The sequence below is a fragment of the Xanthobacter pseudotagetidis genome (assembly GCF_043194795.2).
In the GTDB taxonomy this organism is placed as follows: Bacteria; Pseudomonadota; Alphaproteobacteria; order Rhizobiales; family Xanthobacteraceae; genus Xanthobacter; species Xanthobacter tagetidis_A.
Genome location: NZ_CM195534.1, coordinates 1,404,906 through 1,429,623, shown reverse-complemented (window position 1 = coordinate 1,429,623; position 24,718 = coordinate 1,404,906). Strand labels below are relative to the sequence as shown.

The window sequence follows — 24,718 nt, the reverse complement described above, 5'->3', positions numbered from 1 at the left end:
TATTTTTGCCGGAGAACCAAAATTCTCTGAGCCTAAATATCTATATGGACCAGCCTCCGGACCGAATGTCATCGGATCTGCATCAGGCGTTCATTGTTTTGTTGTGAACGCTTTCTAGGTTTGCCCGTGATTACCGAAGGTTAGGTGGGGAACCGGTGTGCTGGGCGGCGACACCGGCGCCCCTCTTGTCACCCTATTCCTATTTGGCCGCCCCGATCAGCAGCGAGCGCATCCATGGCGACCACTCCTCATGTCCTGTCCACCGGCGATTTCTCCCAGAACTGGAGCAATGCCGATCTGATCACGGCCAATGACGACTGGTCGAACGTCCCGGCCATCGTCGGCTACCTGGGCGACATCGACGCCGGCACCGCCACCAATGTGGACCCGCGGACGCTGACCGGCGCCGCCCTCGGCAGCGTCGACGTGATCGCCAACCAGTCCGCCACCACCATCACCAATGGCGGCGTGGCCGAGTTCGACACGCTCGCCAACCCCACGGTCGCGCTGCAGGGCTCGGGCACCGCCGACGCGCCGAGCCTGGTGCTCTATCTCGACGCCACGGACCGCTCCGACGTGCGCCTCACCTTCGACGCCCGCGACATCGACGGCTCGGGCGACAACGCCGCGCAGCAGATCGCCGTGCAGTATCGCCTGGGCGACACGGGAAGCTGGACCAACGTCACCGGCGGCTATGCCGCCGACGTCACGACGGGCGGCACCGCCACCCAGTCGACCGCCTTCGATCTGACCCTGCCGGCTGCCGTGAACGGACGCGCCGACCTCCAGGTGCGCATTCTCACCACCAATGCCGCCAGCAACGACGAGTGGGTCGGCATCGACAACGTCGCGGTGACGAGCGCGCCCGAGGTCGAAACGCAGCAGTTGGGCTTCGCGGCCGGATCGCTCGCGCTCTCGCTCGTGGAAGGGGACGGCGGCACCAAGCTGTTCACCTTCACCGTGGAACGCACCGGCGGCACCACCGGCGAGGTGAGCTTCTCCGGGTCCTTCTCTGCGGGCGACACCGCAGCCGATGACTTCGCCGGGCTCATCACCGGCTTCGCCGGCATCATCGCCGACGGGCTCGCCTCCACCACGGTGACGATCGAGATCAACGGCGACACCGAGACCGAGCTTGACGAGGCGTTCTCGCTCACCCTCACGGACGTGGAGAATTCCGCCGGCGTGGAAACCTCCATCCTCGCCGAAGGCGCCACCGCCGCCGCCACCATCCTCAACGACGATGCCGCCCCGGCCAACGTGATCGGCGGCATCGAGATCCTCGACATGGCCCAGTCCCTCACCGGCTCGGTCGAGACCCCGGTCGCCACCGGAACGCTCTCGGTCACGCGCCGCGGCTCCTGGGACAGCGGCGACGGCGAAGGCGGCGCTGAGAGCATCACCTTCGACGACACCACCGCCCGCGCCTACGTCACCAACGCGGCCAGCGACCGCATCGACGTGCTCGACCTCTCCGACCCCTTCGCGCCGGTCAAGGTTGACGAGATCGACCTCTCCACCCTGCCCGGCTACGGCGAGGTGAACTCGGTGGCCGCTTCCGACGGCATCGTCGCCGTGGCGGTCCAGAACGCGGACGGCGGCGAAGCCGGCCTGGTCGCGCTCTATGACGGCGAAGGCACCCTCATCAAGACGCTCGCGGTCGGCGTGCTGCCCGACCAGCTCACCTTCTCGCCCGACGGCAAGCTGCTGCTGGTGGCCAATGAGGGCGAGCCCTATCTCGACGAGGGCACCGGCGAGACGGTCAACGCGCCGGGCTCGGTCACGATCATCGACATGAGCGGCGGCGCGGCCGGCGCCACGGTGCGCAACACCATCGGCTTCGGCGCGCTCGACGGTTTCGAGGACCAGCTCTCCGACCTCGGCATCAAGATCTTCGGCGGCAATTCGGACCTTGAGGCCCCCACCGCCTCGCAGGACATCGAGCCGGAATATGTGGCCGTCTCCCCGGACGGCACCAAGGCCTACGTCACGCTCCAGGAGGTGAACGCGATCGCGGTGATCGACCTCACCGACACCGGCGCCGACAAGCCGGTCTCGATCCTGCCCGCGGGCTATGTGGACTTCTCGCTCGCCGGCAACGAGGCCGATTTCTCCGACCGCGACGGCGGGGGCAACGCGAAATCCATCTCGGTGGGCAATGCGCCGGTGAAGGGACTGCTCCAGCCCGACGCCATCGCCTCCTTCGAGATCGATGGCGCCACCTACTTCATCACCGCCAATGAGGGCGATACCCGCATCGTCCAGAACGGCTCGGACGGCCTCAACGAGGCGCGCGCCTCCAGCTTCGGCATCACCGACGCGGACTATGCGCGCTACAATCTCGACACCGTGTGGACCACCTCCGCCGACGACCTCTACGGCTTCGGCGGCCGCGGCGTCTCGATCTTCAAGCAGAATCTCGACGGCACCATCGAGAAGGTCACGGAGACCGGCGGCGACTTCGAGCAGATCCTCGCCGCCCTCCCGAATGCCTCGACCGTTTTCAACGGCGAGAACGGCGGCAGCTTCGACACCCGCTCGGACAACAAGGGCGCCGAGCCCGAAGGCGTCGCCGTCGGCGAGGTGAACGGCAAGACATACGCCTTCGTGGCGCTGGAGCGCATCGGCGGCGTGATGGTGTGGGACGTCTCCACCCCCGAAGACGCCAAGTATGTCGACTACATCGCCGCCACCTCCCAGGACTACGGCCCCGAGGTCATCAAGTTCGTCGCCGCCGAGGACAGCCCGACCGGCCGCGCGCTCCTCATGACCGCGAACGAGGTTTCGGGGACGGTCACGGTCTATGATCTGGAGGACCCGGGCGTCACCAAGATCAGCGCCATCCAGGGCGAGGGCGCCGCGTCGGGCATGGTCGGCCAGACGGTGACGGTGGAGGCCATCGTCATCGGCGACTTCCAGAACGCCGACGCCGACGACAGCCGCAACCTCGGCGGCTTCTACATCCAGGAGGAAAAGTTCGACGAGGACGGCAACCCGCTCACCTCCGAGGGCATCTTCGTCTATGGCGGCACCGGTGACGTGAACATAGGCGACCGCGTGCGCGTCACCGCCACCGTCAGCGAATATTTCGGCATGACCCAGCTCAGCGCCACCACCATCGAGGTGGTGGAGGCCGGCGCCGTGACCGACATCAACTCCATGGCGCAGGTCATTTCGCTGCCTGCCGCCGGCGCGAGCGTAAGCCAGGACGGCGATTTCCAGCCCGATCTGGAAGCCTATGAGGGCATGCTCGTCACCATCGAGCAGGAACTCACCGTCACCGAGCAGTTCAACCTCGACCGCTTCAACGAGATCAAGCTGGTGGCGGGCGAGCGACCGGCGCAGTTCACCCAGGAGAACGCGCCGGACGCGGCCGCCTACGCGGCCTATCTGGAGGCGCTCGGCGCCCGCACCATCACCTATGACGACGGCCTGAACGTCCAGAACGCCGCGATCACCAACCTGGACGGCTTCGATCCCTACACCACGGCGAGCGCGCCGCGCATGGGCGACACCATCACCGGGCTCACCGGCGTGCTCGACTATCAGTGGGCGGGCAATTCCGCCTCGGGGGCCACCTGGCGCGTGCGCGCGGTCGAGGACGGCGCCAACACCTTCGAGGAAGGCGCGGCCCGCGAGGACGCGCCGGAGGACGTGGGCGGGCGCCTCACCGTTGCCTCGCTCAACGTGCTGAACTACTTCACCACCATCGACCTTTCCGGCGTCACCACCGAGGCCGGCTTCGACCCGCGCGGCGCCGACACCGCCGATGAGTTCGCGCGCCAGACCGAGAAGCTGGTGGGTACCATCCTCGCCATCGACCCCGACGTCCTGGCGCTGGTCGAGATCGAGAACGACTTCCTCGCCGGATCGGACGGCAACGCGCTGGAATACCTCGTCGACCAGCTCAATGCCGAGCTGGGCGCGGAGGTCTATGCCTGGGTCGATCCCGGCACCCAGTTCGTGGGCGGCGACGCCATCGCCGTGGGCTTCATCTACAAGCCCTCAGAGGTGAGCATGGCCTTCGGCACCACGATCGAGATCCTCGAGGACGGCGATCTCGCCGGCCTCGGCCTCGGCGGCCTCATCGGCGAGAGCACGGTCGGCGGTGTCTTCACCGGCGAGAACACGAGCCGCGCCGCGCTCGCCGTGACATTCGAGGAGGTCGCGACCGGCGAGACCTTCACCGCCGTCGCCAACCATCTGAAGTCCAAGAGCGGCACCGGAACGGGCGCCGACGCCGACCAGCTCGACGGCCAGGGCAACTGGCAGCAGCAGCGCGAGCTGGCGGCCACGGCGCTGAGCGCCTGGGCTCAGAGCGACCCCACGGGCTCGGACGACGCCGACGTGCTCCTGCTGGGCGACTTCAACGCCTACTTCAAGGAGGACGCCATCGGCATCCTCGAGGACGCGGGATACGAGAATCTCCAGGCGCGCCTGGAAGATCCCTATTCCTACGTGTTCGACGGCCAGACCGGCTCGCTCGACTACATCTTCGCCAATTCCAGCCTCGCCGGGCAGGTCGCAGGCGTGACCCACTGGCACATCAATTCCGATGAGGCGGACGCCCTCGACTACAACACCGACTTCGGCCGCGACCCGGACATCTTCGATGCCGATAGCCCGGTCCGCACCTCCGACCACGATCCCCTCATCATCGGCCTGAACCTCGAAGAGGAACCGCCCGTGTCGACCACCTACACGCTTCAGCTGCTGCATTTCTCGGATGGCGAGGCGGGCATGCTCGCTGCCGAGACCGCGCCGAACCTCGCCGCGCTGGTGGACGCCTATGACGACGACTACGCCAACACCCTGATCCTCGCCGGCGGCGACAACTGGATCCCCGGGCCCTTCCTCGCGGCCGGCACCGATCCCGCGGTGCGCGACGCCATCAACGAGGTGACCGGCTCCACCATGACCGGCACCATCCCGATCGCCGCCGCCGACATCGCCATCCACAACCTGATCGGCGTCGAGGCCTCGGCCCTCGGCAACCACGACTTCGATCTCGGCTCCAACGTGCTCGCGGCCTCGCTGACGCCCGGCTCCGGCTGGGTGGGCGCGCAGTTCGTGTCGGTCTCGGCCAATCTCGTGGTGGGGCCGAGCTCGCCCTACTACACCGACCCGACCGCCACCGATTCGGCGCTCAACGCCATCTATGTGGACACGCTGGACTACAATGTTCAGCCGGGCGTGAATCAGCCGGCCACCACCACCACCATCCCCGAAGCGTCCTCGCTCAAGGGCAAGATCGTTCCCGCCGCGGTGATCACCGAGGGCGGCGAGAAGATCGGCATCGTCGGCGTCACGACGCAGATCCTGGAGACCATCTCCTCGCCCTCGGGCACCGAGATCGCCGGCTTCCCGGGCGGCACCGGCGCCAATGGCGAAGTGGACGACATGGACCTGCTCGCCGCCCAGCTCCAGCCGATCATCGACGAGATGATCGCCGAGGGCGTGGACAAGATCATCCTGCAGTCGCACCTGCAGGTTATCGGCAACGAGATCGAGCTGGCCGGCAAGCTCAAGGGCGTGGACATCATCCTGTCCGCCGGCTCCAACACCCGCATGGGCGATGCCGATGACGTGGCGGTGGAGTTCCCCGGCCACGCCGCGGACTTCGCTCTCGACTACCCCTATCTCGGCACGGACGCCGAGGGGAATCCCATCCTCATCGTCAACACCGACAACGAGTACACCTATCTCGGCCGCCTGGTGGTGGACTTCGACGAGAACGGCCACATCATCACCGACAGCCTGATCGCCAACCAGTCCATCAACGGCGCCATTGCCGCCACCGAGGAGAACGTCGCGGAGGCCTGGGGCACCACGGTCGAGAATCTCGACGCCACCGCCTTCGCCGACGGCACCAAGGGCGGCGGCGTGAAGGCCATCACCGACGCGGTGCAGGGCGTGATCGACGTCAAGGACGGCAACGTCTACGGCTACTCCACCGTCTATCTGGAAGGCGAGCGCGGCCAGGTCCGCAACCAGGAGACCAACCTCGGCAACCTCTCCGCCGACGCCAATGCCGGCAGCTTCACCTCCGCCCTCAAGGATGCGCTCGGCAATGCGGCGGAAGGCGCCTACGTGGTCTCGATCAAGAATGGCGGCGGCATCCGCGCCCAGATCGGCACGCTCTCGGCGCCCGATCCGGTGGACGGCACGGTGGACAAGCTGCCTCCGGAGGGGGGTGTCTCCCAGCTCGACGTGGAGAACTCGCTGCGCTTCGACAACAAGCTCATCACCTTCGACACCACGCCGGAGGGCCTGAAGGCGATCCTGGAGCACGGCGTCGCCTCCTACGGAAATCAGGGCCGCTTCCCGCAGATCGGCGGCGTCGCCTTCTCCTTCGACCCCGACGCCCCGGCGGGCAGCCGCATCCTCGACATGGCGCTGGTGGACGCGGACGGCAACACGCTGGTCCAGCTCTATGACGATGGCGTGCTGCTCGATGACGTGCCGTCCGAGGTCTCGGTCATCACGCTCAACTTCATGGCCGACGGCGGCGACGGCTATCCCATGAAGGCCAACGGCGAGAACTTCCGCTACGTGCTCGCCGACGGCACGCTCGGACCGGTGCTCGACGAGAGCCAGCTCCTGGTGCCTCTCGCTCCCACCGACGCCATGGGCGAGCAGCTCGCCTTCGAGCGCTACATGCGCGAGAACCACGGCACGCAGGAGACCGCCTACGATCTCGCCGACACCGACATGACTGGCGACGAGCGCATCCAGAACCTCAATGCCCGCGCCGAGGACACCGTGCTCATCTCCGAGCAGGTCGTCTTCTCCGGCGATGCCGACGCCGACATCTCCGAGGGCGGCGCCCTCGCCGACGTGCTCTCGGGCAATGCCGGCAATGACATGCTCAAGGGCCATGGCGGCAACGATCTCCTGCGCGGCGGAGCGGGCGACGACCTGCTGTTCGGCGGCACCGGCGACGACATCCTGCTGGGCGGCGCCGGTGCCGACGAGATCTATGGCGGTGACCAGGACGACGAGATCGAGGGCGGCCGCGGCGACGACATGCTGATCGGCGGCAACGGCTCCGACACCTATTCCTACGAGACGGGGGACGGCTCCGACACCATCGCCGAGGGAGAAGGCCTCGAGGGCGACACCGACCGCCTCGTGTTCCAGGACATCGAGAGCGACAAGGTCGCCTTCGCCGCCTCCGGCAACGACGTGGTGATCCGCCTCGAGGACGGCTCCACGATCACGCTGAAGGACCAGGCGCTCGCCGGCGGCGTCGAGGAGATCGTGTTCGCCGACGGCGAGACGCTCGACCGGCTGGCCATCCTCGGCAGCCTGGAGAATGCCGCCCCGGTGGCGGCGGACGACACCCTCGCCCCGGTGGCCGAGGACGCGGCTGCGTTCACCATCGCCTTCGCCGACCTCCTGGCCAACGACATCGACGGGGAAGGCGACGCCCTCACCATCACCGGCGTGAAGAACGTGGTAGGCGGCGTCGCCCAACTCACCGCGGACGGCGTGCGCTTCACGCCGGCGGCCAACTTCAACGGCCAAGCCTCGTTCGAGTACACCGTCTCCGACGGCGAGGATACCGACGACGCGAAGGCGACCTTCACCGTGACCCCGGTGAACGATGCCCCGGCCGCCACCAACGACGCCGGCAGCGTGTCCGAGACCGAGAGCAAGCTCTTCGACCTCCTGGTCAACGACACCGACCCCGATGGCGACACGCTGAGCCTTGCGGGCTTCGAGGTGACCTCGGTGTCCGGCATCGACGTCGATATCGACGACGCCGCGGCCGCCTTCTCCATCGTCGACGGCAAGCTCGCCTTTGCCCCCGGCAGCACCTTCGCCGGCCTGGACACCGGCGAGACCGCGCGCGTGACGGTCGCCTACCAGCTCTCCGACGGACAGGGCGGCACCGACGTGGGCGAGTTCCTCCTCGATGTCGCCGGCGAGAGCAGCCTGAACCGCATCGTCGGCACCAGCCGGGCAAATCAGCTGCGCGGCACCTCGGGGGACGATTTGCTCCTCGGCCTCGGCGGCAACGACAATCTCCACGGCGGCCGCGGCGCGGACGTGATCGACGGCGGCGCCGGCAACGACCAGTTGCGCGGCGGCGCCGGCAGCGACGTGTTCGTCTTCCGCTCCGGCTACGGCCGCGACACCGTGTTCGACTTCCAGCGCGGCTCGGACGTGATCGAGATCGACGCCGACGACTACGCCGACTTCGACGCCATGGTCGATGCCGGCGCCATCAGCACCACCGGTTTCTTCTTCTTCCGCTCGACCACCATCTCGCTCGACGACGGCTCGCAGATGATGCTGTGGGGCGTCAACGGCGCCAGCCTCTCCGCCGACGACTTCCGCTTCGTGTGAGCGCGCCGGCGCCGGGCCCAGTCCCGGCGGAATCAAACGGAAAGGGGCGCCGCACGGCGCCCCTTTTTTCGTGCTCGGAAGACCGGACGAGGCCGGGCGGCCTTCCCCGCAGCCCGGCCTCGCCCGTCGGACCCGCGCCCCTGCCCGCAGCCGTCAGGCCGCGGCCTTGGTGCCGGCGCCGATCACGCCCTTGGCGGCAAGGTCCGCCCGCGCCCGCTCGTCGAGGCCGAGCAGGGTGCCGAACACCTCGCCATTGTGCTGGCCGAGATCGGGCCCGCAGGCGGCGACCTTCCCGGGTGTCTCCGACAGGCGCGGGAAGGTGTTCTGCATGCGCAGGCTGCCGAACATGGGGTGGGCGATCTTCACGATCGCCTCGCGCGCCTTGAAATGCGCGTCCTCCAGCATCTCGGGGGCGCGGTAGATATCGCCGCGCGGCACGCCGTGGGAATCCAGCAGCGCTCCCAGTTCGTCGGCCTCCATGGTGCGCGACCAGTCGGCGATCATTGCGTCCAGCTCCTGCTGGACCTTGCCGCGGGCGGAATGGGTGGCGTAGCGCGGGTCCTGCGCCAGCTCGGGCCGGCCCATTGCGGCGGCGAGGCGCTTGAACACCGTGTCCTGGTTGGCGGCGATCAGCACATAGTGGCCGCTCTTGGTGGGATAGACGTTGGAGGGAGCGACGTTGGGCAGGATCGCGCCGGTGCGCTCGCGCACATATCCGGCCTGGTCGTATTCGGTGACGAGCGATTCCATCATCGCCAGCACCGCCTCGTAGATGGCGCTGTCGACCATCTGGCCGCGTCCGGTGCGCTCGACCGCATGCAGCGCCATCAGCCCGCCGAGGCAGGCGAACACGGCCGCGAGCGTGTCGCCGATGGAGATGCCCATGCGGCTCGGCGGCGTCGAGGGATCGCCCACCACGTAGCGCAGGCCGCCCATGGCCTCGCCGATGGCGCCGTAGCCCGCCTTCTCCGCGTAGGGGCCGGTCTGGCCGTAGCCGGAGACGCGGATCATGACGAGGCGCGGGTTGATCTTGCGCAGATCCTCATAGCCGAGGCCCCATTTCTCCATGGTGCCGGGGCGGAAGTTCTCCAGCACGATGTCGGCGTCGGCCACCAGCTTGCGGATCAGCTCCTGGCCTTCCGGCACCCGGGCGTTGATCTCCACCGATTTCTTGTTGCGGGCGATCACCGGCCACCAGAGCGACTTGCCGTGCTGCTTCTCGCGGCCCCACTCGCGCATGGGATCGCCCACGCCCGGCTGCTCGATCTTGATGACCTCGGCGCCGAAATCGGCCAGCAATTGGCCACAGAAGGGTCCGGCGAGCAGCTGGCCCATCTCGATGACACGGATGTCGGCCAGGGGGCCGAAGCTGTCTTTCGTTCGCGGCGCGCGCATGGCTTTCACCTATTTGTCCGGACAAAATTGTTGAGATACAAACAGAAGGGAAACGGGCTGGCAAGGCTGCGCCGGCCCTCCAAAGGGAGCACGACGCCCATGACTTCCCCCACCGTCGAGATCGTCGAGGTCGCCCCCCGCGACGGACTGCAAAACGAACAGGTTCACGTCTCCACCGCGATCAAGGCGGAGCTGGTGAAGCGCGCCCTCGGGGCCGGCTTGAGGCGCGTCGAGGTGACGAGCTTCGTCAACCCGCAGCGCGTCCCCCAGATGGCCGATGCCGAGGCGCTGATGCAGGATGTCCGGACATATCCGGATCTCACCGCCATCGGCCTCGCCATGAACCGCCGCGGCTTCGACCGCGCGGTGGCGGCGGGCTGCAGCGAGGTGAACATGGTGGTGGTGGCGTCCGAGAGCCTCAGCCGCCGCAACCAGGGCATGTCCACCGCCGACAGCGTCGCCATCATCGGCGAGGTGGCCGCGGCGGCGCGGGAGGCGGGCAAGCCGATCTCCGTCACCATCGCCGCCAGCTTCGGCTGCCCGTTCGAGGGCGAGGTGCCGGAAGGCCGCGTCCTCGCCATCATGGAGCAGGTTCTGCCCTTGGAACCGCTGGAGATCGCCTTCGCCGACACCATCGGCTGCGGCGTGCCGTCCCAGGTCGGCTCGATCCTGCGCCAGGCCAGGGCGCTCGCCCCCGGCAAGCGCCTGCGCTGCCACTTCCACAACACCCGCAACACCGGCCTCGCGAACGTGGCGGCGGCGGTGGAGGCGGGAGCGAACACCATCGATGCCAGCCTCGGCGGCACCGGCGGCTGCCCGTTCGCGCCCGGCGCCACCGGCAACGTCGCCACCGAGGACGTGGCCTGGATGCTCCACCGCATGGGCGTCTCGACCGGCGTCGACCTGGACCAGGCGGTGGAGACGGCCAAATGGCTCTCCGCCGCGCTGGGCAAGCCGATGGCGGGCGGCGTCGCCAAGGCCGGCCTGTTCCCGAAGGAGGCCGCGCTCGGCGGCTGCGTGGCCGTGGCCTGAAATCCGGCCTGAGGCCACATGCCCCGGCCGGGCGCGCGCCGGCCGGCCGCGCTGTCGTGCGACGCTTTCCATCTTACGAGGCACGCCGCTCCAGCGCGCCCGGCCGCGCCGGCAGGGCGATGCCGAAATGGCGCTTCAGGACGTAGGCGATGTCCTCGTAGCAGGAGCCGAAGCGCACCACGTCCAGCGTCTCCACGTTCAAGAGCGTGGAGGACGAGCCGTAGGGGTGGAAGCGCTGCAGCCCGTGGTCCACCACCAGGTCGGCGATGGCGAGGATCTCGCTCTCGATATCCTCCACCTTGAACTTGGTGCCGCCCAGCGTGAGGTTCGCCGAGGAGCCGAACAGCGGGAACTGCGCGTCGAAGGACAGCTCGGTCAGCGCCGCGTGGAACGGGCCGGCATTGAGCAGCATGACGAGCGTGCCTTCCTTGGTGCTCGCCCCCATCACCTCGATATCGAGGCCGGCCATCATCGGGTGGTCGGCCCGGAACGGCGCGATGCAGCCGAGCGGAAGGTCATAGTCGCCGGTGATGGCGGCGACGATCTCCACGCCGCGCGTGCTCGTCACGTGCAGGGCGCGGTGCGCCGCCATGCTCGCCACCATGGCGTTGAGCTTCTGCGGCGCCCGCTTCTTGGTGCGGAAGATGGTGTCGAGCGCCGCCTTGGAACCGCCGAGGATGGAATAGCCGATGGTGTTGGGCACCACGGCGATGCCGCCCTTGCGCAGCACCTCGAAGGCGCGGGCGGCGTCGCCCGCGATGTCGAAGAGGGGAGCGCCCGACATGGCTCGCGCTCCGCTCAGGCCGCGACCGGTGCCGGACGGGCCGGCAGCTCGATCTGGAAGTGGCGGCGGAGGATGTCGGCGATCTGCTCGAAGCAGACGCCGTAGCGGTGCACCTGGAACGTCTTCAGGTCGATGATGGTGGAGGAGATGCCCTGCGGGTTGGCGTAGCGCGACAGGCCGTAATCCACCTCGATGGCGGCGATGTCGCGCACCTCGCGGTCCACGTCTTGGAGGCGGTACTTGGAGCCCGTCAGCGAGCGGTTGGCGGACGAGCCGAGCACCGGCTTCATGCGCTCGCGCGAAAGCTCGGTGATCGCCTTGTGGAGCGGGCCGGCGTTCAGCAGCAGGTCCAGCGTGCCGATCTTGGTGGAGCGCTCCATGGTGAACTCGTCCACCGAGGCGAAGATCGGATGGTCGGGGCGGAACGGCGCCACCACCGAGAGCGGCAGGCCGTAGTCCTCGGTCACCGCGCGCACCAAGGTGCGCTCGCGCTCGCCGACGATGTGCAGCTCGGAGAAGATCTCGTAGTCCGCCATCATGCCGTTGGGCTTGGAGAAGCTGCGGCCCTTGGCGGTGAAGATGTTCTTGATGGCATCGCCGCAGCCGCCGAACACGGCGTAGGCGACATCCAGGGGAACGATGGCGACCCCCCCCTTGTCGAGCACATCGAACACCGCTTCGGCGTCTTTCCTCGGGTCCAGCACGACCATCTTCGTCTCCTCGGGAATTCGGTTGAAAGATCAGCGGCTCCAGGGAGCGATCCAGGAGCGCAGGGTGATGAGCACGGCGCGGAACAGCACCGTGGCGGCGACGATGATGACCAGCAGCGCCACCACCCCTGTGGTGTCGAAGCCCATGGAAGCCGCCGAGATCAGGTGGCCGAGGCCGGATGTGGAGCTGATGAACTCGCAGATGATCACGCCGATCAGGCACAGGCCGATGGCGAGGTCCACGGCGGCCCACATCCAGGTGACGAGGCTCGGCCCGGTCACCATCGCGAAGGTCTGCCAGCGGCCAGCGCCCATGAGCAGGAAGTTCCGCCGCAGCATGGGATCGATCTGGCGCATGCCCTCCAGCACGTTGGTGGTGAACACGAACAGCGCGATCGAGACCGCGAGCGCCACCTTGGCGGTGATGCCGACGCCCAGGAACAGCACGATCAGCGGGCCGAAGGCGACGCGCGGGATGCCGTTGATGGCGACCAGGAGCGGGTTGAGCGTCGCCTCCAGCAGCGGCCAGCGATAGAGCGCCATGCCGAGCGCGAGGCCCATCGCCGCCGAAAGCACGAGCGCGATCAGCGCCGCCCCGAGCGTGTCGACGAGGTGCGGCCAGATCATGCCGCTGGCGAACATCTCGTAGAGCCGCCGCGCCACCAGGACCGGCGACGACATGGCGGCGGGCTCCATCCAGCCCGCCCACACCGCGAGCTGCCAGAGCGCGAGGATGACGGCGACCAGCAGCAGGCGCAAAGCCGACAGGCCGAGACCGAAGCGCATCTTCGCCATGGGAGCCTTCCGCTCGGTGGACACGGACATGACGCTCATCGCGAGGCCTCCCACGGCGAGAGCTTGCCCTGGCCCCAGCGCAGCAGGCCGTCGAGCGCGAGCGCGAGCACGCCGAGCACGATGATGCCGACATAGCACCAGGCCACGTTGAAGGTGCCGAAGCCGTACTGGATGATGAAGCCGACGCCGCCCCGCGCGGCCACGAACTCGCCCACCACCACGGCGGTGAGCGCAAGGCCGAGCGAGATGCGCAGCGCGCCGTAGTGCCAGCGGGCGAGCTGCGGCAGCATCAGCATCTTCAGCATCTGCCAGCGCGAGGCGCCCATGAGCCTGAGGTTCGAGCGCACCACCGGATCGATGCCCTTGAGGCCGGCCACCGTGTTGAACAGGAATACGAACACGACGATGGTCACGGCCAGCGCCGCCTTCGAGGCGATGCCGATGCCGAGCGCGGCCGCGAACGCCGGCGCGAGCGCGATCTTCGGCAGGGCGTTGAGCGCCGACCAGATGGGATCGAACAGCTTCTCCAGCCAGTCCGACAGGCTCATGAGGATGCCGAGCGCGGTGCCGATGGCGGCGCCGATGGCGAGCCCGATCAGCGTCGCGCTCACCGTGAGCCAGATGTGGTTGGCGAGCTGGCCGTTGAGCGCGAGCTTCCAGGCCAGCGTGCCGATGGCGGAGGGGGTCGAGAACCAGAAGGTCGGGCTCTCGATGAAGGCGTTCATCCAGCCGTTGCCGGTGCCGGTCTCCCAGGCGACCAGGAACGCCGCCACCGCGGCGAGCTGGATGTAGCGCGCGGTGCGCCGGGTGCTGGAGGCGGCGAGCGTCGTCATAGGGCGAGCGTCCGGCCGACCTCGGCGCGCAGCGAGGTGGAGAGGGTGCGCAGCGTCGGCTGGAAGCCGTCCGCGAACTTCGCCTCGTCCACGGTGCGCGGGCGCGGCAGCGGCACGTGGAGCACCTCCTTCACGGTGCCGGGATGGGCGGTGAGGATCACCACCCGGTCGCACATGCAGATCGCCTCCTCCAGATCGTGGGTGACGAACAGGACGGTCTTCCTGTTCTCTCCCCACAGCCGGAGGAAGTCGTCCTCGATGATGGTGCGCGTCTGCGCGTCGAGGGCGCCGAACGGCTCGTCCATAAGGATCACGGGCGGGTCGAAGGCGAGCAGCACCGCGAGCTGGACGCGCCGGCGCATGCCGCCGGAGAGCTGGCTCGGATAGCGGTCCGTGAAGCGGCCGAGGCCGACCTTGTGGAGCACCTCGTTCGCCCGCGCCGGCCATTCCGCCTTGGGCACGCCCTTCAGCTCGAGGGCGGCGCAGACGTTGCCGTAGGCGGTGCGCCAGGGCAGCAGGCTGTCCTTCTGGAACAGGTAGCCCACCTCCCCCGGCACCACGCCCTTGACGGCGTGGCCGTTGAAGAGGAGCTCGCCCGACGCCACCGGGATCAGCCCGGCGACGGCATCCAGGAAGGTGGTCTTTCCGCAGCCCGACGGGCCAACGATGCCGACGAACTCCCCCTCCTCGACCTGGAGGGAGAAATCCTCCAGGGCGACGAAGCCGTTGGCGTGGCGGATGGTGATCCGGGACGCGGAAATCAGCTGCCGTGACATGGTGCTCGGAACCCCTCATGCTCGGAACCGCCTGCGTTCAGAAGCCCTTGGCGGGCGGCGCCTTCCAGTTGCGCCACAGGTCCTCGAACCCTGCGGGCACCACCTCGGCCATGGTGAAGGACTTCGTCGTGACGCCGGCGAACTTGCCGTACTCCACCACGTTGGCGAGGCCCTGGGCGGTCATCACCGGAGAGAACGAGGCGAGGTGCTCGTTGAGGCTGCGCCGGAGCACCTCCTTGGCGACGCCGGGGAACATGGCCTGGTAGACGTCCAGCACCCGCGGGTCGCCCTGAAGGATCAGGTCGATGGCCTTGGTGTTGGCGCGGTTGATGTTCTTGGCGGTCTCGAGATTCTTGTCGACCCAGGCCGCCTTGGCGGCGAGGCATTCCATGGCGAAGTCCTGGAAGATGGCGGGCGGGTCGCCGCCGGGGCCGCTCCACACCGGATAGGCGACCTTCTTCTCGTACTTCAGGATCGACTGCGCGGGATCGAACGCCATCAGCACGTCGATCTGGCCTTCGGTGAAGGCCTTCACCTGGGTCGCCGGGCTGCCCACGGCGACGAAGGAGACGTCGGTGTCCGGGTCGAGGCCGGCGGCGCGCAGCACGTAGCGCGAGGACACGTGGCTGCCCGAGCCCATGCCCGAGACGCCGATGGTCATGCCCTTCAAGTCCTTGACCGACTTGACCTTGTCCTTGTGCTTGTTGTTGACGATCAGCTCGGTGATGTAGCGCTGCTCCTGAACCGCGATCACCTTCACGTCGAGTCCGGTCTCGCGCAGCTTCAGCATGTGCTCGACGCCGGCATTGGCGATGTCGGCCGCGCCGGTCAGCAGCAGCTGGGTGATCTCGGAGCCGCCGCGGGCGATCACGAACTCGACGTCGACGCCGAATTCCTTAAAGATGCCAAGGTCCCGCGCCACCCAGGTGGGGAACAGGATGATGCTCGGCAGGGTGGCGATCTTCACCTTCGCGCCCTGGGCGAAGGCGGGGCCGCCGAGGCTCGCCGCGGCGGCGATGCCCGCGGCGCCGGCGAGAAGGTGGCGCCTGTTCAGTCCGATAGCCATGTGGTCCTCCCTCTTGCCCCGGGCCTGCCGCCGGCGGGGACTTTATTGGGGGAGGATGCGCCCTGGACCGCCGCAGCGCGGCCCTGCCTGACGACCTCCCATTGCCACCGCCGGATGAGCGATCATCCGGCGTCCACGAGAAGATGTCCGGTCAAATACCGTGCGCCGGAGAATGCGCCCGCGCATCCGAGGCGCCCACGGCGATTCCGCACCGCAGCAGGCGGGGCGAGGCTTCAACTTTGGGGCAAGCGTCCTGCGTCATGGTCGTTCTCCCGGATTTTTATTTTTATTTGTCCGGACAACATAGACCATGCCCTGCCGGTGTCAACAGGCGTCGGAATCCCTACGAGTCCTGTCCCGGCCAATCGCCCCGGCGGATCGACATGACGTAGGAGAACCGGTCGGCGGGATGCCAGTTGAGAGAGGTCAACATGATGCCTCCGCTGGCATCTAAATACCGTCTCACGAAGCGCATGGCGGGCGCGCCGGGCCGCACGTTGAGCGGCTTGGCGATGGTGGCGGGCAGCGCGCAGGCGGTGATCTCCTGGATCGCCTCGGCGATGGTCTCGCCCGAGCGCGCCTCCACCAGCGCATAGATCGGGCCCTCGGCGCTGCTGACGTCGGCCAGGAGCGGCACGAAGCGCACATGGATATAGACCGTGGTGTAGCTGATGGTCTCGGTGCGGGCCGGGTTCCAGCGCACCCCCTGGATGCGCATCCAGCGGCTGCCCACCGGCGCCTTCAGCACCAGCGCCTCGTCGTCGTCCAGGGCGTAAATCCCTGAATCCATTATCTCCAGGTGGGTATCGCGGGCATATTGGAAGAATTCCGCCAGGGTCCGCATGGTGTGCGAATAGGAGGTGCGCGGCGCCGCCGCGACCACCCGCGAGCCCGCCCCCTGGCGGCGCTCCACCATGCCGAGGTCCACCAGCGTCCTGAGCGCCTCGCGGATGGTGTAGCGGCTCGCGCCGAAGCTGGTGCAGAGCGCGGCCTCGGTGGGCAGCAGCGCGCCCACGGGATAGCGCCCCACCGAAATGGCGGTCTCCAGCTGCTTGGCGATCTGGCGGTAGCGGGCCGGATCGTCCTCCGCCCGCGCCGGGCGCGCGGGCGCGGCGGCCGGCAGCTTCTCGGGCGGGACCGCCTGCGGCGTCCCGGTCAAATCCCGGCGTTTCCTCATCACTGGTCCCGCTTGCCTCGGGTTGATCCGGCACTCTAGCGCGGCCACGGACACAAATCGACACTTGTCCGGTCAATTTCGGATTTGTTCGCCGATAGTGGCACCTGTCCGGAATTGTCGCCGCCGTGGCGCGCGACCCGCCGTCAGGCGCGCGGCGGCGCCGCCGGCGCCTCGGCCTCCACCTCGCCGCGGCGCTGGAGCCACAGCATCACCAGCCAGGAGCCGGAGGCCCAGGCCGCCCCCACCGCCCATCCGCCGAGCACGTCGGTGGGCCAGTGGACGCCGAGATAGATCCGGCTCGCCCCCACCAGCACCGTGACGAGCACCGCGACGCCGAGCAGGAACACCTTCACCCGCACCCGCTCCTGGCTGCGGGCGAGCAGCGCGCCGAGGGTGAGGTAGATGGCGGCCGAGAGCATGGCGTGGCTGGAGGGAAAGCTCTGGCTGTAGACCGCGACGCCGTGGGGCACGAGATCGGGCCGCGGCCGGTCGAAGCCCCATTTGAGCAGGCTCGCCAGAACCGTGGCGCCGAGCACCGAGGCCGCCACCAGCAGCGCCGTGGCGCGCCGGCGCACCAGCAGCAGATAGGCGATCACGGCGAGCGTCACCAGCGTGAGGACCGTGGTGCCGCCGAGCGCCGTGAGGTCGCGCATCACCTCCTCGAGCCAGACCGGACCGAGGGGATCGGCGAGATCGCGCGGATTGCGCAGAGCCAGCAGGATGGTGCGGTCGAGGCGGCCGGTGTCGCCCTCCAGCACCTCGCCCGCCAGGACGGCGAAGGCATAGATGGCGAGCGCCGCGAAGGCGACCACGGCGAGGGTCACGCGCTCCATGCGCGCCACCGGGGCGAGCGCCCGCCCGAGCGGGCTCGCCGCCAGAAGACCGCAGGCGCGCGCCAGCGCGGGTCCGGCAAGGGGGATGGCGCGCAGGCGGGATAGCCGGCTGGGGTCGGAGCTCATGGCCTCATGCTTGGCGAGTTTCTCCCGCAGCGTCAATGCCATGGCCGCAAGCCGGCGCGCCGCCGAAGCGGTCGCCTCAGCCTCTCCTCAGGCCTCCTTCGCCATCTCGCGCAGGCGGAACTTCTGGATCTTGCCCGTGGAGGTCTTGGGGATCTCCTCGAACAGGATGGTGCGCGGGCACTTGTAGCCGGCGAGGTGCAGCTTGCAGTGCGCCATCAGCTCCTCCGCCGTGGCGCTCGCCCCCTCGCGCAGCTCGACGAAGGCGACCGGGGTCTCGCCCCACTTCTCGTCCGGCTTCGCCACCACCGCCGCCGCCGCCACCGCCGGGTGCTTGTAGAGCGCGTCCTCCACCTCGATGGAGGAGATGTTCTCGCCGCCGGAGATGATGATGTCCTTGGAGCGGTCCTTGAGCTGGACGTAGCCGTCGGGGTGCTTCACCCCGAGGTCGCCCGAATGGAACCAGCCGCCGGCGAACGCCTTGTCGGTGGCCGAGGGGTTCTTGAGGTAGCCCTTCATCACCACGTTGCCGCGGAACATCACCTCGCCCAGGGTCTCGCCGTCGGCCGGCACCGGAACCATGGTCTCGGGGTCCATCACGTCGAGCGCCTCGAGCGCGCCGTAGCGCACGCCCTGGCGCGCCTTCTTCACCGCCCGCTCCTTGGCCGGCAGGTCGTCCCACTCGGTGTGCCAGTCGTTCACCACCGCCGGGCCGTAGACCTCGGTCAGGCCGTAGACGTGCACCACGTTGAAGCCGGCGTCCTGCATGGCGGCGAGCACCGCCTCGGGCGGCGGCGCGGCGGCGGTGATGAACTCCACCCGTCCCGGCAGAGCGCGCTTCTCCGCCTCGGGCGCGTTGAGCAGCGTCGACATGACGATGGGGGCGCCGCACATGTGCGTCACGCCATGGTCGGCGATGGCGTCGTACATGGCCTTCGCGCGCACCTGCCTGAGGCACACATGGGTGCCGGCCACCAAGGTGATCGACCAGGGGAAGCACCAGCCGTTGCAGTGGAACATGGGCAGCGTCCACAGATAGACCGGATGCTTGCCGAGCGCGCAGGTCACCACGTTGCCCACCGCCAGCAGGTGCGCGCCGCGATGGTGGTAGACCACGCCCTTGGGGTCGCCCGTGGTGCCGGAGGTATAGTTGAGGGCGATGGCGTCCCACTCGTCGGCCGGGGTCTTCCAGGCGTAGTCCGGATCGCCGGTCTCGAGGAACGCCTCGTATTCCAGGCTGCCGACGCGGTCGCCCTTGCCGGTGAATTCGGGGTCGTCATAGTCGATGACGATGGGCTTCCTCACCGCCATGGCCAGCGCCGCCTTCATCACCGGCGAGAACTCGCGGTCGGTGATCAGCACCTTGGCCTCGCCGTGGTCGATGGTGAAGGCGAGGATGGCGGCGTCGAGGCGGGTGTTGAGCGAGTTCAGCACCGCCCCGGTCATCGGCACGCCGTAGTGCGCCTCCAGCATGGCCGGCACGTTGGGCAGCATCACCGCCACCGTGTCGCCGACGCCGACGCCGAGCTTCTCCAGCGCCGAGGCGAGGCGGCGGGCGCGGGCGTAGAAGTCCCTGTAGGTGCGGCGCAGGCCCCCATGGACGATGGCGGTGCGGTCCGGAAAGACGCTGGCGGCGCGCTCCAGGAAGCCGAGCGGGGTCAGCGGCTGGAAGTTGGCCGGGTTCCGGTCCAGATGGAAGTCGTAGATGCTACCCGACATGGGTTCCCCCTCAGAGGCTAGATTATCTTGGCCCAGCCGACCTCGACATCATCGAGGTCGGGCGTCGCGCTCAGATGGGCCGGCGTGACGACACGGTCGAACGGGCACTCTCTCAATTGACGCCGGGTGATGGCTGCGTGCGCGTCGTGGAACACCCGGCTGCAGATGTTGATGCGTGGGGAGGAGACGACCTTTTCGGCGGACCACAAGCCGCGCAGAAGATCGAGATAGAGCAGGCCGATTCCCAGGTGGCTGTAGCCTTGCCCGAACATGGACAGCGCCCTGAGCGCGATCCGGTAGCGATCCTCCATCGCAAGAGCAGGCGCCCGCCTTATGCGCATCCTGAAGCCTGGGACATATTCGAGGATGTTGCGCTGAATGACCCCGTGCCAGGGCAGCGCCTCGACCACGTACCAGTCGTACAGGTAGACGGCCACATGGCTCCATTGGCAATCCTGTTCGGCGAAGCCTCCGCGTCGTTGCGCATCGACGACGATCCGCCCGTTCCATGTCGGCTTGACCGCGCCGAACAGGACAAGATCGCCCGGCTGCATCGCCGTCACGTCCGGGACATGGCCGAAGTCGCGGCATTTCAGCGGCGCGACCGCGATCGTCAGCCTCTGCCCCGGCGTGCCCATCGTCCCGGGATCGAGCACCCGCTGCATGGACATCGGGCGCGCCAGATCAGTACCCGCCCGCCACCTTCAAGGCCGTGATGGCGGCGAAATCCCTGTCGTCCGCCTCGGCCTCTCCCACCACGTGCACGCCCTTCGCCAAAACGTCATAGGGAATGCGCGCCTCGACCCCGGAGAAGACACCGTGCGTATTGGCATGGGGACCCACCGGCCGGTCGAACATGACGATGCCGAAGCCGCCCTGCTCGATACGCACCACGGTTCCCTCGAATTTCACCGTGTCGGACATGGCCTGCTCCATACCACCTGCCGGTGAGTATCTAGCGTGTCGCAGCACGCTTGCAAGGGCGCAGCGCGCTTACAGCATGTATACTAAGGAAGACTGCGACCAATGTCTTACGCAGTTGTGCGCACTTGCGCGGCGAAAAGACGATGGGCTCTAACCCATCCAACCAAGCGGACCAGGGGAAACGCTCATGTCACAGACCGGCACCAGCCGCTATGCGGAAACCTATGCCCGCTGGCGCACCGACCCTTCGGCCTTCTGGGGCGAGGCGGCGCGCGACATCGACTGGATCAAGCCCGCCGACACCGTGTTCGATCCCGACGCCGGCATCTACGGCCGCTGGTTCTCCGGCGCCTCCGCCAACACCTGCCACAATGCGGTGGACCGCCACGTGGCCGCGGGCCGCGGCGCCCAGGCGGCGCTGATCTATGACAGCCCGGTCACCGGCGCCAAGCGCACCATCACCTATGCCGAGCTGCAGGACGAGACGCGCGTGCTCGGCGCGGTGCTCGCCGGCATGGGGGTGAAGAAGGGCGACCGGGTGGTCATCTACATGCCCATGGTGAGCGAGGCGGTGATCGCCATGCTCGCCTGCGCGCGCATCGGCGCCATCCATTCGGTGGTGTTCGGCGGCTTCGCCGCCAAGGAGCTCGCCACCCGCATCGAGGACGCCGAGCCGAAGGTGATCCTCGCCGCCTCCTGCGGCATCGAGCCCTCGCGCGTCGTCGCCTACAAGCCGCTGCTGGACCTCGCCATCACCATGTCGGCGTTCAAGCCGGACGGCTGCCTGGTGCTCCAGCGCCCCGAGGGCCCCTGCACCCTGGTGGCGGACCGCGACCTCGACTGGGCGCAAGCCTGCGCCGACGCGCGCGCCGCCGGCAGGGGCGCCGACTGCGTGGAGGTGGCCGCCACCGATCCGCTCTACGTGCTCTACACCTCCGGCACCACCGGCAAGCCCAAGGGCGTGGTGCGCGACACCGGCGGCCACATGGTGGCGCTGCGCTGGAGCATGGAGAACCTCTACGGCATCGCGCCCGGCGAGGTGTTCTGGGCGGCCTCCGACATCGGCTGGGTGGTGGGCCATTCCTACATCGTCTACGCGCCGCTGCTCATGGGCTGCACCTCCATCGTCTACGAGGGCAAGCCGGTGGGCACGCCCGATCCCGGCGCCTTCTGGCGCGTGATCGAGGAGCACGGGGTGGTGGCGCTGTTCACCGCCCCCACCGCTTTGCGCGCCATCAAGAAGGAGGACCCGGACTGCACCCTGAAGCAGGGCCGGGACATGTCCCGCTTCCGCACCCTGTTCCTCGCCGGCGAGCGCGCCGACCCGGACACGGTGAAATGGGCCGAGGAGAAGCTCGGCGTGCCGGTGGTGGACCATTGGTGGCAGACCGAGACCGGCTGGGCCATCGCCGCCAACCCGGTGGGCCTCGGCCTGCTGCCGGTGAAGCTCGGCTCGCCCACCGCGCCCATGCCCGGCTACGACGTGCAGATCGTCGACGAGGCGGCAAAGCCGGTGCCGGCCGGCACCATGGGCTCGATCGTCGTCAAGCTGCCTCTGCCGCCCGGCTGCCTGCCGACGCTGTGGCAGCAGGACGAGCGCTTCAGGGAGAGCTACCTCGCCGACTATCCCGGCTACTACAAGACCGCGGATGCCGGCTTCATGGACGACGACGGCTACGTGTTCGTCATGGGCCGCACCGACGACATCATCAACGTCGCCGGCCACCGCCTCTCCACCGGCGGCATGGAGGAGGTCATCGCCTCCCATCCCGACGTCGCGGAATGCGCGGTGATCGGCGTCAAGGACGAGCTGAAGGGCGAGGTGCCGTGCGGCTTCGTGGTGCTGAAGGCGGGCGAGCGCCGGGCGCCGGACGTGATCGAGAAGGAGCTGATCGGCCTGGTGCGCGACCGCATCGGCCCGGTGGCGGCCTTCAAGCTCGCCATCACCGTCAACCGCCTGCCCAAGACGCGCTCGGGCAAGATCCTGCGCGGCACCATGAAGAAGATCGCCGACCACGACGCCTGGTCCATGCCGGCCACCATCGACGACCCGGTGGTGCTGGAGGAGATCGAGGGCGTGCTCAAGGAGCGCGGCATCGCCTGAGCAGGCGCGCGGCAGGCCTGCGGCCACCCGCGCGCGCCCGGCGATGGGACGACGCGGTCTGTCGGCGGCACCGAAGGCTCGGCTCGACCGTTCCGGGGGGCCGCCTTGCGCGTCCGTCAGTCGCGGCCGCCGCCGCGGAACGGCTCGAAGCAGGTGAAGCCCACATAGCACTGCTTCACGTCGCGGGTGGGCACCCATTCGGGCCGCAGCTGCTGGTCGTAGAGGCAGAACCTCTGGTCGCGCACATAGCGGTCGTAGAGCGTGGGCGAGGTCGCCATCACCACCGCGCCCCGCGTCTGCACCAGCTGCGCCGCCTGGGCGCAGGTCAGGCTGGAGCTCTTCGTGATCGCTTCCTCCGCCCCGGCGCCCGCCGCCAGAAGCAATGTCGCGCCCGCGACCCACGCGCTCAATGCCCAAATCCGTCCCGTCATGGGCGCCCTCCTTCTTGGTGGCCGCATGGCCGACGACACCGTCCGCACGGGGCGCCGCGGCGCCCCGTGCGGACTTCATATACGCGGGGCACCGGGCCAGAGACCATCCCGGCGTCCACCTTCAGGTCCCGCGCGCGCATCCGCCCTTCACTGGCCGTCGCCGGAATCGCGGTACTGATCGGCGCAGGTGTAGCCCACGAAGCACCTGGACGTATCCCGGGTGGGCACCCACTCCGGCCTCAGGTCCTGGTCGTAGGCGCAGTAGGCATTGCTGCTGACATAGATGTCGCGGTCCAAGGCCGACGTCGCCAGCCGCACGGCGCCCATCTGCCGCACCGCCTGCGCCGCCTGGGCGCAGTCGAGGCTGCGGGTCATCAGTGCCGCGGGAACCGGACCTCCGGCATGGCTGCCGACGCCGGCGGCGTGAGCCGCCCCGGCGCCTGTCAGCATGAGGGCCGCGCCCAGCATCAGAATGGTCTTTGTCATGGGGTACCTTCCTCGCGCCTCCGGCGCACACTGGCCCCCGAGCCCGAAAGGAACGTGCGGACTCGCGGCTGAACGTTCCGCAAGACCGCGTCTTTCCCGACGCTTAAAGGCGAATCGCCGTCCGGATCGGCGTGATCCGGGTGCCTCGCCCTCGCCTTCGCCCTGATCGCCGGCCGCATCCTGTTCTAGAAGGAACGACCGAACACAACCCGAGCGCAGGCAGGCATGACATGGTGCGGCTCAGGGCCGGCGCAAGAGCGGTGGAGCGAGGAAGCCTGCAAAAGCGTTCCGGCCTATAAGGGACTACCTGCCCGGGATCGCCGACCGGCGAATTTTCGCCCCGAATGCCCCGGCGCGCCCGAGCCGCCCGCAAGTTGTTAACGTAAGGTCAAAGTATTCGCGGCGGCTTTATCAATGTTCCGCCAAAGCGGCGCCTGCGCGGCCCGGCGGGACTGCGCGGCCGGGCGGCAGGGGGCCGCGCCCCTTTCCGGCTCACGGCACCCAGTTGTCCCGCGACGGCACGAAGCAGGTGTAGCCGATGAAGCATTGCGGATTGTCGCGCGTCGGCACCCACTGGTTCTTGAGCACCTCGCCGACCGAGCAGTAGTTGGCCGCGCTCACGTAGCGATCGAAGGTCGTCGGGCTGGTGGACAGGAGCACCGCGCCCCTGGCCCGGACCAGCGCCGCCACCGCGCCGCAGCTCATGGACGGCGTGTACGGGCGGGACTGGGCCACGGCCGAAGCCGGACCCCATGCGCAAAGCACCAGGGCCAATGCCGCCGATGCGCCCATGCGCCTCGTGCCTGACGGCTGTCGTCGCATCTTCTTTCCTCCCGCCGGAACACGGCCACCTGTTCGCTCGACCATAGGCCGGGGCGTATGAACCGAAGCTGAAAACGGCTTGCGCCGCCGGGACCGACACGTCGCCGCCGCCCGTGGGCGGCAGGTCCTGCCGACGAAAGGCGCATGGCGGGACGGGGGCGGCGGACGGGCGCGGGAGCCCGCCGCCGAGCCGGGCCTGCTCGCGGGCCGATTCGAGCCGGCTCCCCACAACCCTTTGGCGAGCATGGGGTCGCCGCCCGCGCTCCCGCAGCCCCTCGACCAATTGCGGCGGTAGCGGCGGAAGCACCTGGAAAAACCTCGCTTAAGTGAGGTATTTTGGTGAGTTTTCAACGGCT

At 68.5% G+C, this 24,718-nt stretch carries 18 protein-coding genes; 3 read left to right on the top strand and 15 right to left on the bottom strand.

The genetic code is table 11. The annotated features are described in order from the left end of the window. Positions 1-234: 234 nt before the first annotated feature. Positions 235-8,352, top strand: coding sequence for an ExeM/NucH family extracellular endonuclease (locus tag V5F67_RS06585; RefSeq protein WP_394019936.1), 8,118 nt, complete (start codon positions 235-237; stop codon positions 8,350-8,352). A gap of 153 nt (positions 8,353-8,505) precedes the next feature. On the opposite strand, the gene V5F67_RS06580 is transcribed toward V5F67_RS06585, so the two are convergent. After that, the gene (locus V5F67_RS06580; protein ID WP_394019938.1) at positions 8,506-9,747 is read right to left on the bottom strand and encodes a CaiB/BaiF CoA transferase family protein; all 1,242 of its coding nucleotides are present in this window, start codon (positions 9,745-9,747) and stop codon (positions 8,506-8,508) included. 99 nt (positions 9,748-9,846) lie between these two features. Here V5F67_RS06580 and V5F67_RS06575 point away from each other — a divergent pair, with 99 nt between their 5' ends. Further along, positions 9,847-10,779: a hydroxymethylglutaryl-CoA lyase gene (locus tag V5F67_RS06575; protein ID WP_394019940.1), complete on the top strand. Its 933-nt coding sequence runs from the start codon at positions 9,847-9,849 to the stop codon at positions 10,777-10,779. A 73-nt stretch (positions 10,780-10,852) separates the two neighbouring features. Here V5F67_RS06575 and V5F67_RS06570 read toward each other — a convergent pair whose 3' ends face one another. The 11 genes from V5F67_RS06570 to V5F67_RS06520 all read right to left on the bottom strand — a co-directional run bounded on the left by V5F67_RS06570 (position 10,853) and on the right by V5F67_RS06520 (position 20,519). Further along, positions 10,853-11,563, bottom strand: a complete 711-nt coding sequence (locus tag V5F67_RS06570) for a Sua5/YciO/YrdC/YwlC family protein (protein ID WP_394019942.1) — start codon at positions 11,561-11,563, stop codon at positions 10,853-10,855. A gap of 14 nt (positions 11,564-11,577) precedes the next feature. After that, entirely contained in the window at positions 11,578-12,273 is a 696-nt protein-coding gene (locus tag V5F67_RS06565) for a Sua5/YciO/YrdC/YwlC family protein (protein ID WP_394019944.1), read from the bottom strand. A gap of 30 nt (positions 12,274-12,303) precedes the next feature. Beyond that, a complete protein-coding gene (locus V5F67_RS06560) occupies positions 12,304-13,107 on the bottom strand; it encodes an ABC transporter permease (protein ID WP_394019946.1) in 804 nt (267 codons plus the stop codon). Further along, positions 13,104-13,901 carry an ABC transporter permease gene (locus V5F67_RS06555; protein WP_394019948.1) on the bottom strand — a complete coding sequence of 266 codons (798 nt, stop codon included), beginning with the start codon at positions 13,899-13,901 and terminating at the stop codon, positions 13,104-13,106. Before V5F67_RS06555 ends, V5F67_RS06560 begins: the two co-directional genes overlap by 4 nt. After that, a complete protein-coding gene (locus tag V5F67_RS06550) occupies positions 13,898-14,677 on the bottom strand; it encodes an ABC transporter ATP-binding protein (protein WP_394019950.1) in 780 nt (259 codons plus the stop codon). Before V5F67_RS06550 ends, V5F67_RS06555 begins: the two co-directional genes overlap by 4 nt. Before the next feature lie 37 nt (positions 14,678-14,714). Then, positions 14,715-15,743: an ABC transporter substrate-binding protein gene (locus V5F67_RS06545; protein ID WP_394019952.1), complete on the bottom strand. Its 1,029-nt coding sequence runs from the start codon at positions 15,741-15,743 to the stop codon at positions 14,715-14,717. Between the two features lie 343 nt (positions 15,744-16,086). Next, positions 16,087-16,902: a GntR family transcriptional regulator gene (locus tag V5F67_RS06540; protein ID WP_394019954.1), complete on the bottom strand. Its 816-nt coding sequence runs from the start codon at positions 16,900-16,902 to the stop codon at positions 16,087-16,089. Positions 16,903-17,063: 161 nt separating this feature from the next. After that, complete coding sequence (locus V5F67_RS06535; RefSeq protein WP_394019956.1) at positions 17,064-17,879, bottom strand: phosphatase PAP2 family protein; 816 nt, start codon at positions 17,877-17,879, stop codon at positions 17,064-17,066. 87 nt (positions 17,880-17,966) lie between these two features. After that, entirely contained in the window at positions 17,967-19,595 is a 1,629-nt protein-coding gene (locus V5F67_RS06530; protein WP_394019958.1) for an acyl-CoA synthetase, read from the bottom strand. A gap of 17 nt (positions 19,596-19,612) precedes the next feature. Continuing rightward, positions 19,613-20,266: a hypothetical protein gene (locus V5F67_RS06525; protein WP_394019960.1), complete on the bottom strand. Its 654-nt coding sequence runs from the start codon at positions 20,264-20,266 to the stop codon at positions 19,613-19,615. Between the two features lie 13 nt (positions 20,267-20,279). Further along, on the bottom strand, positions 20,280-20,519 hold the full coding sequence (locus tag V5F67_RS06520; protein ID WP_394019962.1) for a hypothetical protein: 240 nt from the start codon (positions 20,517-20,519) through the stop codon (positions 20,280-20,282). Between the two features lie 187 nt (positions 20,520-20,706). Here V5F67_RS06520 and V5F67_RS06515 point away from each other — a divergent pair, with 187 nt between their 5' ends. Further along, positions 20,707-22,623 carry a propionyl-CoA synthetase gene (locus tag V5F67_RS06515; RefSeq protein ID WP_394019964.1) on the top strand — a complete coding sequence of 639 codons (1,917 nt, stop codon included), beginning with the start codon at positions 20,707-20,709 and terminating at the stop codon, positions 22,621-22,623. A gap of 116 nt (positions 22,624-22,739) precedes the next feature. On the opposite strand, the gene V5F67_RS06510 is transcribed toward V5F67_RS06515, so the two are convergent. The 3 genes from V5F67_RS06510 to V5F67_RS06500 form a co-directional block, all read right to left on the bottom strand. After that, a complete protein-coding gene (locus V5F67_RS06510) occupies positions 22,740-23,054 on the bottom strand; it encodes a hypothetical protein (RefSeq protein WP_394019966.1) in 315 nt (104 codons plus the stop codon). Between the two features lie 147 nt (positions 23,055-23,201). Continuing rightward, positions 23,202-23,540, bottom strand: coding sequence for a hypothetical protein (locus V5F67_RS06505; protein WP_394019968.1), 339 nt, complete (start codon positions 23,538-23,540; stop codon positions 23,202-23,204). Positions 23,541-24,032: 492 nt separating this feature from the next. Beyond that, positions 24,033-24,275, bottom strand: a complete 243-nt coding sequence (locus V5F67_RS06500; RefSeq protein WP_394019970.1) for a hypothetical protein — start codon at positions 24,273-24,275, stop codon at positions 24,033-24,035. Positions 24,276-24,718 lie beyond the last annotated feature (443 nt).